Source organism: Mucilaginibacter sp. (genome assembly GCF_028288105.1).
Classification (GTDB): domain Bacteria; phylum Bacteroidota; class Bacteroidia; order Sphingobacteriales; family Sphingobacteriaceae; genus Mucilaginibacter.
The window spans coordinates 1-10,424 of the sequence record NZ_JAQBOI010000290.1 but is presented as its reverse complement, the minus strand read 5'-3'; the positions used below and the strand labels follow the sequence as shown (position 1 = coordinate 10,424).

The window sequence follows — 10,424 nt, the reverse complement described above, 5'->3', positions numbered from 1 at the left end:
ATAGAATTATAAGAAAAATCAATTCACAAAAAAGCCTCCCGGTTAGCGGGAGGCTTTTTTGTTAGAAGAAGAATTACATTTTCATCCCGGTGTCTTTTTTAGTACTGTCTTTCTTAGTGCTGTCTTTCCACATTTTTTTGTCTTTCTTCATCTTCTTGTCTTTCTTCTTAGTGGAATCTTGCTGTGTTTGTTGTACTGGTGTGGTAGCAAATGCATTTACACAACCAAATGAGATGGCGGCAACCGCGATCATACAGATAGTCTTTTTCATAACAAGTTAATTTAAGTTTTTTAGTTTCTTCTTTATCTAACGCAAATTAACTGCCAATTATTCCACTATCCTTTAAATTAAATTACTGTGCCACTTGGAATTATCGCTCTTTTCTTCACAATAACAATCCCATCGGTAACTGTATAGGTTGGAAAATCGCCGTCAGGAAGCGGTTCACCACAGTTTATTTTTACATCATCGCCTATATAAGTATTTTTATCAATGATAGCATTTTTGATAGAACACCTGTCGCCAATGCCCATAATTGGCTCGTTGTTGGCTTTAGCAATTGCTATTTCTTCAAGCGTTTGGTAATTATCACTACCCATTACATAGGAGCTTTCAATTTCGCTGGCAACACCAATACGGGTACGGATACCAATAAGGGAATGAATAATATGGGCGGCATTAATAATACATCCATCAGCAATAATAGAACGATCTATCAATGTGCCCGATATTTTGGTAGGCGGCAGCATGCGCGCCCTGGTATATATGTGGTTTTTATCAAACAAGTTAAACATTGGTATATCATCAGTAAGACCAAGGTTGGCTTCAAAAAAAGATGAGATAGTACCAATATCTGTCCAGTACCCCTCGTATTGATAGCTTAATACTTTGTGGCCTATAATTGCCTGCGGGATGATCTCCTTCCCAAAGTCAGGATGATCGTTTCCTTCCAGCAGCTCAAATAACAGTTTGCGGTTAAACAAATATATACCCATTGATGCCAGATAAATGCGGCCTTCGGCTTTCATTTCATCACTTACATCAGATGCCCAACTCTCAAAATCCTTTTTAGGCTTTTCAATAAACGAGGTTATCATGCTATCCTCATCTGTTTTAAGGATGCCAAAGCCCGGCACATCGTTAGCATGTACTGGTATGGTAGCTATAGAGATATCGGCACCTGTATCGATATGCTTTTGGATCATTTCTTCAAAATCCATCTGATATAACTGGTCGCCCGATAGGATCAGCACGTACTCAAACTCGTGCGTAGCCAAATGGTGCAGGCTTTGCCTTACAGCATCTGCAGTACCTTGAAACCAGCCACCGCTTGTAGGCGTTTGCTCTGCGGCCAAAATATCAACAAAAGCAGTGCTGAACGTACTAAAGTGATAAGTGTTTTTAATGTGCTTGTTAAGCGATGCCGAGTTAAACTGCGTTAACACAAATATGCGACTGATCCCCGAATGCAAACAGTTGGAGATGGGAATATCCACCAAACGGTATTTACCCGCAATTGGCACTGCCGGTTTTGAACGGGTTAATGTAAGTGGTGCCAAACGGCTGCCCTGGCCGCCTCCAAGTACAATGCTGATTACTTTTGATGTCATATCTTAGGAATTAAACTTTCATACAAATTCATATATTCTTTCGCTGACCGGTCCCACGAAAAATCGAGGGCCATCATGCGTTTGCGGAGTGTTTGCATTTTGCGGCTATCTTTATACAGCACAGCCGCCCGGGTAACCGATACGCAAATATCATCAACACTTACGTTGGCAAAGCGTATGCCATACCCGCCTTCTTCACCAAAATCAATCACCGTGTCTTTTAAACCGCCGGTGCTTCTTACCATTGGCATTGTACCGTAACGCATTGCGTACATCTGGTTTAGCCCACAAGGCTCCACGCGCGATGGCATTAGCAGGAAATCGGCCCCACCATAAATAAGGTGTGCCAATGATTCGTCATAACCGATGAATACATTGCAGTTTTGAGGATGCAATTGTTTTAGCAAGCTTAAGGACAATTCTGTAGCACTATCGCCGGCACCCAGTATTAAAAAGTTAACATTATCGCCATGCTCCTTTATGCTTCTTTCAATAGCTGCGGGCAACACATCCGAGCCCTTTTCGCTAACCAAACGTCCAATAAAGGCTATCAATGGTTTATCGGCAGATAAGCCGAAGCGCTCGCATAATATCTCTTTATTTTTTTGCTTGCCTTTTGTAACCGTTGTGGTATTAAAGTGCTCGGGCAGCATGGGGTCGGTTTCGGGGTTCCATACCTCGATATCAATGCCGTTGATAATCCCCGTACCTTTATCCCGCTCTACATAGAACAAGTATTCCAGCCCGTTAGAGCTTATGCTTAATTCCTGCAAATAACTTGGCGATACGGTGGTAAACCTCCAGCAGCATTTCACCGCCGAAGCCAACGGGTTAATCGCTCCGTTCCAATCCAACAAACCGGTTTTATAAAAGTCAATTTCGGGCAGGTAATTTAATTTCTCCCAACCAAAGGCGCCATGATACTGGCCGTTATGTATGGTAAATATTGTTGGAATATGTGCCAGCCTGCGATATAATGCCGAGTTATACATCATAAACGGCACCAGGCCCGAATGATGATCATGGCAATGGATCAGATCCGGGGTTTGGCCGCTCCAGTTTATCCAGTCCAAAAACGCTATCTGGAACGCAATGAACTGTTCTTTTTCATCCGGGTAGCTATAAACATTTTCCCTATCCAGCAGGCCCGGTATTTTTATCAGGTATAGCTCAAAGCCCAGCTTATCTGTTTGTTCTTTTAAAATCTCAAAGTAGATCCTGCGTGTGCCTAACAATGTAGTCCCCTGAAAAACAATATCAAATGTGTTGTCGTGTACAAACTTACGGTTGTAATAAGGCATAACTACAGCGGCCTGCAACCCTGCCAAATTCTGATATTTGGGCAGCGCGCCAACCACATCGGCAAGGCCCCCAACTTTAGCAACAGGGTAACACTCGGCACTCAGGTGAAAAATTCTCATTCGGGATTATATAATGGTTTAAGGTACTAAACATTTCCCCAAATGAACAAACACATAATTGGAAAAATGTGTTTGAAAAAGTGATATTATTTAATCAAATAAGGCTGTTAATTACAATTAATGCATAAATGAGAATTGGGGTGTGGTATTTATTGTGAATTTGTCAATGATGTTTAAAGGCGGGATGGCGTCATCTTAAATGTCATTTCAATGAGTGGAGGATGGAGAGTTCGATAGGATGGTTGAAACTTGGGTGTACAATATTTCTCCACCTCGTTCGAAATGACAGGAGGGGTAATTGTCATAGTGAGCTTGTCGAACCTTTAACGATCGTGCATACCGCATAAGTCTTCGACAAGCTACCCATGACAAATTGTTAGTAAATGGCGTGAGAAGTGTTCACGTTCACGGCCGTGAACGCCATCATGAACATATAAATAACTGATAGCAAGGGATTTAAAAATTAAGCTACTGACGAAATAACGACACCATTAAATCCAAATCTGGCATAGGCAAAATGCACCAGTATAATCGGTCACGCGGCATGTCTTCGCAAAGATAAAGTCATTGCACCTACAAAGGCCTCACGGATTTTAAAACTCAGACTGACATATTTATCAGTCTGACGTACCTAATTAATGCGCCTCTAACCAATTCGATCCTGTACCAATCTCCACCATTATCGGCACTTCGGTTTTGATGGCGTTTTTCATTTTTTCCAGGATGATGGGCTTTACGATCTCTATCTCGTGGTTAGGCACATCAAACACCAACTCATCATGCACCTGCATGGTCATGCGGGCATCCAGGTTCAGGGCTTTAAACTCGCGATGGATGTTGATCATGGCAATCTTAATCATATCCGCCGCCGAACCTTGTATCGGCGCGTTAATAGCATTTCGTTCTGCAAAGCCACGTACGGTTTGGTTGGCCGAGTTGATATCGCGCAAGTAACGGCGACGGCCCATAAGGGTGCATACGTAACCGTTCTCGCGGGCAAAGTTCATGGTATCGGCCATGTATTGTTTTATGCCTGGGTACTGGGCAAAATAGTTTTCGATGATCTCGGCAGCCTCTTTACGCGGGATGCCCAAATTCTGTGATAAACCAAATGCCGACTGCCCATAAATAATACCAAAGTTTACCGCCTTAGCATTACGGCGCTGGGTGCCATCTACCTCTTCAATACTTACACCATACACTTTGGCTGCAGTAGCTGTGTGGATATCAATATTATCAATAAAGGCCTGGCGCATATTAGGGTCTTTGCTTATTTCGGCGATGATGCGCAGCTCTATCTGCGAATAATCGGCAGATACAATGCTGTGGTTTTCATCGCGAGGTATAAATGCTTTTCTTACCTCCCTGCCCCTTTCGGTACGGATAGGGATATTTTGCAGGTTGGGGTTATTAGAACTTAACCTGCCCGTAGCCGCTACCGCCTGGTTGTAGCTGGTATGTATGCGGCCGGTTTTAGCGTTCACCATGGTAGGTAAAGCATCTACATAGGTAGATTTCAACTTTTGCAGCTGGCGAAAATCCAATATATCCCTCACAATATCGCTTTTGGAAGCAAGGGATAACAACACATCTTCGCCGGTTTGGTATTGGCCGGTCTTAGTTTTTTTGGCTTTAGGATCGAGCAGTAATTTTTCGAACAATACCTCGCCCAGTTGTTTTGGCGATGCTATGTTGAACCGCACACCCGCTTTTTCAAATACGGTTTTTTCCAGTACGGCAATATCCGTTTCCAATAGTTTCGAGAACTCCTTTAGTGTTTCGTGGTCAATACGTACACCTTCATGCTCAATATCGGCCAATACATATATTAATGGATTCTCTATCTCGTGCAGTAGCTTTTCGGCTTCTACTTCTTTTATCTTAGGTTCGAAAACCGTTTTTAGCTGCAGGGTAACATCAGCATCCTCGGCAGCGTAGTCTTTTATTTTTTCTATTTCCACATCGCGCATATTACCTTGGTTTTTCCCTTTGGGACCAATTAGCTCGATAATGGAAACCGGTTTGTATTGCAGGTAGTTTTCTGACAGGATATCCATATTATGACGGGTATCCGGGTCAATAACGTAATGCGCCATCATGGTATCAAACAGGTCGCCCTTCATTTCTACATTGTACCATTTCAGCATCAATATATCAAACTTCAGGTTCTGCCCTATTTTGCCGATAGCGGCATCTTCAAATACCGGCTTAAACTCGGCCACTATCTTTATAATTTCCTGTTCATCAACCGGTACGGGCACATACCAGGCCTGGTAATGTTTCACCGCGAACGATAAGCCCACCAATTCGCATTGATTAGCATCGGTGCCGGTAGTTTCGGTATCAAAACAAAAGCTCTTTTGTTGTTTAAGGAGATTGATAAGTTCGGCACGTTTCTCAAAAGTATCGGCCAAAATATATTCGTGCTCAACGGTGTTAATGTTCTTAATGTCTACCGGCGTTGGTGCTTCGTAAATATCCTGTACATCAACTTCGAGGGTTGTACGGCCATCGGCAACGGGGTTGCCAAACAGATCGGTTTGTACAGATACCGCGCGGGTTTCGGTGATGCTGAAATCATCGCCAAACACTCGGCGGCCCAGCGTTCTAAATTCCAGTTCGGCAAACAATGGTTCCAGCAGGTCTTTACTTGGGGCGCACATTTCCAGTCCGGCTTCATCCAGTTCAACCGGGGAGTTTAGATTAATAGTGGCCAGTTTTTTCGACATCAGGCCCTGTTCTGCAAAGTTTTCCACGTTTTCGCGTAGCTTACCTTTTAGCTCGTGGCTGTGGGCTATGATCTCTTCAACCGAGCCGTATTGTTTAATTAATGTTTTGGCTGTTTTTTCGCCAACACCGGGGATGCCGGGGATACCGTCAACCGCGTCGCCCCAAAGACCAAGGATATCAATTACCTGTTCGGGGCGTTCAATTTCCCATTTCTCAAGTACTTCCTTTACACCCAAGATCTCCATCTCGTTACCCATGCGGGCAGGTTTATAAATGCGGATGTTTTCTGATACCAGCTGTGCGAAATCCTTATCGGGTGTCATACAGTAAACCTGGTAACCTTTTTGTTCGGCTTTTTTGGCAAGGGTGCCTATAATATCGTCGGCCTCGTAACCGTCAGATGTAATAAGCGGGATATTAAAGCCTAATACTACTTTAAATATATAAGGCAAAGCTTTGCTCAAATCCTCGGGCATTGTTTCGCGATGGGCCTTATATTTTTCATATTCGGTATGCCGCTCTGTTGGGGCATCGGTATCAAAAACCACAGCCATGTGGGTAGGTTTTTCTTTGCGCAGAACTTCCAGCAGGGTGTTTGTAAAACCCATAACTGCCGAGGTATTTAAGCCAGCCGAAGTAAAACGCGGGTTTTTACTTAAAGCAAAATGTGCCCGGTATATCAGGGCCATACCATCCAATAGAAAAAGCTTCTTCATATATTAAGATTACACCGATTGTTCTTTGATTACACCGATTATGGTGATTAGTTAAATAGTGTGTTTCAAAAATACGATTTATGTTGATGAGTAATCAATCGGTGAAATCGTTTTTTCAAAATCGGTGAAATCATCTAAAACTACACTCCGGGATATGATCGTTAACCATACCAGTTGCTTGCATATGGGCATAGCAAATAGTGGTACCAAAGAATTTGAAGCCACGCTTTTTCATGTCCTTACTTATCGCGTCAGATTCTGGTGTGCTTACATGCGACCCTGTATAGGTGGTTATAGGTTTCCCATCGGGCATAAAGCTGTACAGGTAATTATTGAACGAGCCAAACTCCTTTTGCACTTCGATAAACAGTTTGGCATTGTTAATAGCCGAGTTTATTTTTAAACGATTGCGGATGATTCCCTCGTCCTGCAATAAACGCTCCTGATCTTTCTCGGTAAATTTCGCCACTTTCTCCACATCAAAATTGGCGAATGCCTTGCGGTAGTTATCGCGCCTGCGCAAAATAGTTATCCAACTTAAACCGGCCTGGGCAGATTCCAGCGTTAAAAACTCGAACAGTACTTTGTCATCGTGCGTTACCTTGCCCCATTCTTCATCGTGATATTTCATGTAGAGCGGGTCGGTACCGCACCAGCGGCAGCGGGTTATTTGCTTTGTTGGCATAGGTAAATATATTAAACTTCTGTTATTCAATTAATAGTGAAGCCAGCGTTAAAACATGCTGGTTTGCTTGCCGCCTTTTGGTGTAAACAAGCTAAGATCGTACGGCGGCATTTCGCGGCCAGAAAGGAAACGAACGCAGGCCATGCGGTATAGCTGATGTATGGATTGCGCAACATGCCCGTCGCCACTCATTCGGCGACCAAAATCGCTGTCGTTTAACTGCCCGTTGTGGCAAGCCTTGATCATGTTCAGCACTTTATCGGCACGCTCCGGGAAAGCCTTGTGCACCCAATCTGTAAAGATCTCTGCAATGGAGCCGTTGAGCCTGACAATAGTGAAACCTGCCGATAGCGCCCCCCTATCTGCCGCGGCTTTTATAATATCGGGGATCTCGCTACTGTTTAGTCCGGGGATGATAGGCGCTACCATTACCCTGCAGGGTATCCCTTTCTCCGAAAGCTTTTGAATAACAGCCAACCGGCCCATACCTGTTACCGTACGTGGCTCCAGCTTTTGGCGAAGCGATTCATTTAGGGTGGTAATGGATATGTTTACATGCGCCAGGTTCATGCCAGCCATTTCGCTTAAAATGTCTATATCGCGCAACACCACATTGTTTTTGGTGATAATGCTTACCGGGTTGCGGTATTTCAGAAAAACCTCTAAAAGCCCACGGGTAATTTTCAGTTTACGCTCAATGGGCTGGTAACAATCTGTATTGCCCGATAGCACAATGGGGACGGGTTCGTAGCCTTTTTTGTTAAAATACTTTTCGAGCAGCTCGGGCGCGTTGCGCTTCACAATTATCTTGCGCTCAAAATCAAGCCCTGCGCTAAAACCGTAATACTCGTGGCTGTTGCGGGCATAACAGTATATACAACCATGCTCGCATCCCTGGTAGGGGTTTATAGAGAACATATGGCTAAGATCGGGGCTGTTAGATTCGCTTACTATCTTTTTGGGGTTCTCTTCAAAAAGCTGCGTATGCGTGTTTTCCAGCAATTGCTCATCTAAGCCTTCAATGTGCTCTAATACATACTTATTTTTAAGGAACTTATTATGGGTATTTACCTGTGCGCCGCGTCCCTTAAAAAACTCGGGGTTTTCTTCGTGTGACATAGAACAAATTTGCTAATTATTTTAGCAAATTACAACTCTATCATATTATTTTTTATGGCATACAACACAAGCCCTACACGGCTTTTTATCTGCAGTTTTTCAAAAAGCTGGTCGCGGTAACCATCAACGGTGCGGGCGCTGATGCACATCTGGTCGGCAATTTCTTTGTAAGTAAGTTCGGTGCCTGCCAATTTTAAAAACTCAATTTCGCGGCTATTTAGTTTAACCTGCTCGGCGTGTTTGTTAAAATTTTGTACCAGGTGGCGGGTAACAAATTCGGGGTAGTAGATCTCACCTTGTGTCACTTTCTTTAGCGCCAGCTCAAACTCATGCGGTTCGGCATCTTTAAGCAGATAGCCTTTAACCCCTATCCTAACCATGGTAAGTACCTTCTCGGCATCTTCAAACATCGATAGGATAATGATACTTATTTCCGGATAGGCTTTGCGTAACCATTGTGCTGTACTTATGCCGTCCATAACGGGCATATTTATATCCAGCAAAATAATATCGGGTTTAAATTTGGGGGATATTTTACGCGTAAGCTCTTCACCGTTGCCAGCTTCAAAAAGAATTTTATAGCCGGTAAAACTATGTATTAATGATACCATCCCGCTCCTGAACAGGCGGTGGTCATCAACCAGGGCTATTGTGGTTTCCGTTGGCATTTATGTTTTGTGTAAGGGGGTCTATAGCAATTTTTATACAACAACCCTTGCCTGGCGCGCTGTCAATAACAGCAACGGCACCAATTAAGGCAGCCCTGTTCACCATGTTTCTTAAGCCCGAGCCGCCATCTGGCAGCGCATTAACTAAGAAACCCACACCGTTGTCCCGAATGGTTAAATTAAACAAATGATCAAAATAATCCAAACTGATTTTTAGCTGTTTTGCGCCCGAGTGTTTAAGGGCATTATTAAGCGCTTCCTGAAAAATGCGGAACAGTACCAGTTCGCGCTGTTCGCCCAGGTTATGGGCATCGCCGCCGATGGCTAATTCAATAGCGATGATGCCGCTTTTATTTATCCGCCCGGCCTCTATTTCAATGGTTTTTACAAGGCCCAGCTGAACAATATGCTCATAACTAAGGCTTTTAGAAAGGTCGCGCAGGTCGTTTATTACCTGTGCCACCAGATTGCGGCTTTCGCTTATCTTTTGTTCGGCTTGCTCGCGTGTGGCTTTGGCCGGTATGGCCAGGTTTAGTTTTACAAAAGATAATACCTGTGTAATATTATCATGTATCTCGCGACTGATGTGGTTGAGTGTTTGCTCCTGCATCTCCACCTGTGTTTTTAGTAACTCCTGCTGGAAACGTGCTTGTAATTGTTCCTTATCTATCGCGTTCTGATTATGTTTTTTTTGGTAAAAAAACAAAAAACTGATAATGAATATCCCTAATAATAAAAGCATAATTGTGCCTGCAATTATTAAAACTATTAGTTCTTCGTCCTTATGCATAAAAACGAGATAGTTAAAAAGGAATATAAAATGGCATTCGCAATATTAGATAACACCATGTGTAAAAGAGCATACTCATAATTTTTTTTATATGCCATATAGGCAAAAGACGAGTAAAACAGAAACTGCCCAAGACAAAAAAACAGCACCCCCGTATTTAGCCAAAACCCGGGTATTTTTAAAACCTGCGGTTCTTTGCCCATAAAGTTCATCAACTCATAAAAATACAAGCAGGTAACTATAATTAAAACAGCAAACTGAAATAAAATGGTAATGGTATTCAAATTCCAAAGACCCTGAACAAAAACCATGTTTGCTGCAGAGCAAAGAATGGATAAAAAGATCAGCCTTTTTATCCATTCTTTGAATTTTTCTGTCTTGATGATACTACGTATAAAAACGCTGTAAAACAGAAAGAAGATGATGAGTGTGATATTTGATATCCATAGGTTGCTATGATTTATCACAAACCAGTTTTTTAAAGTCCCATATTCATAAATCAGCACTAAAAAAAGATAGGGTATAAAATAAACATATGGTGTATTTTTAAGCGCCCTGTATTTTATTACTGATATTATAAACGCAAGAAATTCAAAAAATAAGTAAGCGGATAAAAGCATATCAGATAATTATTAGCAACCTGGGTCTGGGGGGCAAAGCTTACCATTATCAAGGCCACCGCCG

The 10,424-nt window shown here is 42.8% G+C and carries 8 protein-coding genes; all 8 read right to left on the bottom strand.

The features are described from left to right. Positions 1 to 73 precede the first annotated feature (73 nt). The 8 genes from JWQ85_RS19270 to JWQ85_RS19235 all read right to left on the bottom strand — a co-directional run bounded on the left by JWQ85_RS19270 (position 74) and on the right by JWQ85_RS19235 (position 9,740). Positions 74 to 271, bottom strand: a complete 198-nt coding sequence (locus tag JWQ85_RS19270) for a hypothetical protein (protein ID WP_299470866.1) — start codon at positions 269 to 271, stop codon at positions 74 to 76. 77 nt (positions 272 to 348) lie between these two features. Beyond that, positions 349 to 1,611 (bottom strand): glucose-1-phosphate adenylyltransferase, encoded by a 1,263-nt coding sequence (locus JWQ85_RS19265; protein WP_299470864.1) that lies wholly within the window; start codon positions 1,609 to 1,611, stop codon positions 349 to 351. Continuing rightward, a complete protein-coding gene (locus tag JWQ85_RS19260) occupies positions 1,608 to 3,032 on the bottom strand; it encodes a glycogen synthase (RefSeq protein WP_299470862.1) in 1,425 nt (474 codons plus the stop codon). Before JWQ85_RS19260 ends, JWQ85_RS19265 begins: the two co-directional genes overlap by 4 nt. Before the next feature lie 635 nt (positions 3,033 to 3,667). Continuing rightward, positions 3,668 to 6,478 (bottom strand): DNA polymerase I, encoded by a 2,811-nt coding sequence (gene polA, locus JWQ85_RS19255; protein WP_299470860.1) that lies wholly within the window; start codon positions 6,476 to 6,478, stop codon positions 3,668 to 3,670. A 130-nt stretch (positions 6,479 to 6,608) separates the two neighbouring features. Beyond that, positions 6,609 to 7,163, bottom strand: coding sequence for a DNA-3-methyladenine glycosylase I (locus tag JWQ85_RS19250; protein ID WP_299470858.1), 555 nt, complete (start codon positions 7,161 to 7,163; stop codon positions 6,609 to 6,611). A gap of 48 nt (positions 7,164 to 7,211) precedes the next feature. Further along, positions 7,212 to 8,282 (bottom strand): PA0069 family radical SAM protein, encoded by a 1,071-nt coding sequence (locus JWQ85_RS19245; protein ID WP_299470856.1) that lies wholly within the window; start codon positions 8,280 to 8,282, stop codon positions 7,212 to 7,214. A gap of 29 nt (positions 8,283 to 8,311) precedes the next feature. After that, positions 8,312 to 8,950 carry a response regulator transcription factor gene (locus JWQ85_RS19240; protein WP_299470854.1) on the bottom strand — a complete coding sequence of 213 codons (639 nt, stop codon included), beginning with the start codon at positions 8,948 to 8,950 and terminating at the stop codon, positions 8,312 to 8,314. Further along, complete coding sequence (locus JWQ85_RS19235; RefSeq protein WP_299470852.1) at positions 8,919 to 9,740, bottom strand: histidine kinase; 822 nt, start codon at positions 9,738 to 9,740, stop codon at positions 8,919 to 8,921. The genes JWQ85_RS19240 and JWQ85_RS19235 overlap by 32 nt, the downstream gene beginning before the upstream one ends. Positions 9,741 to 10,424 lie beyond the last annotated feature (684 nt).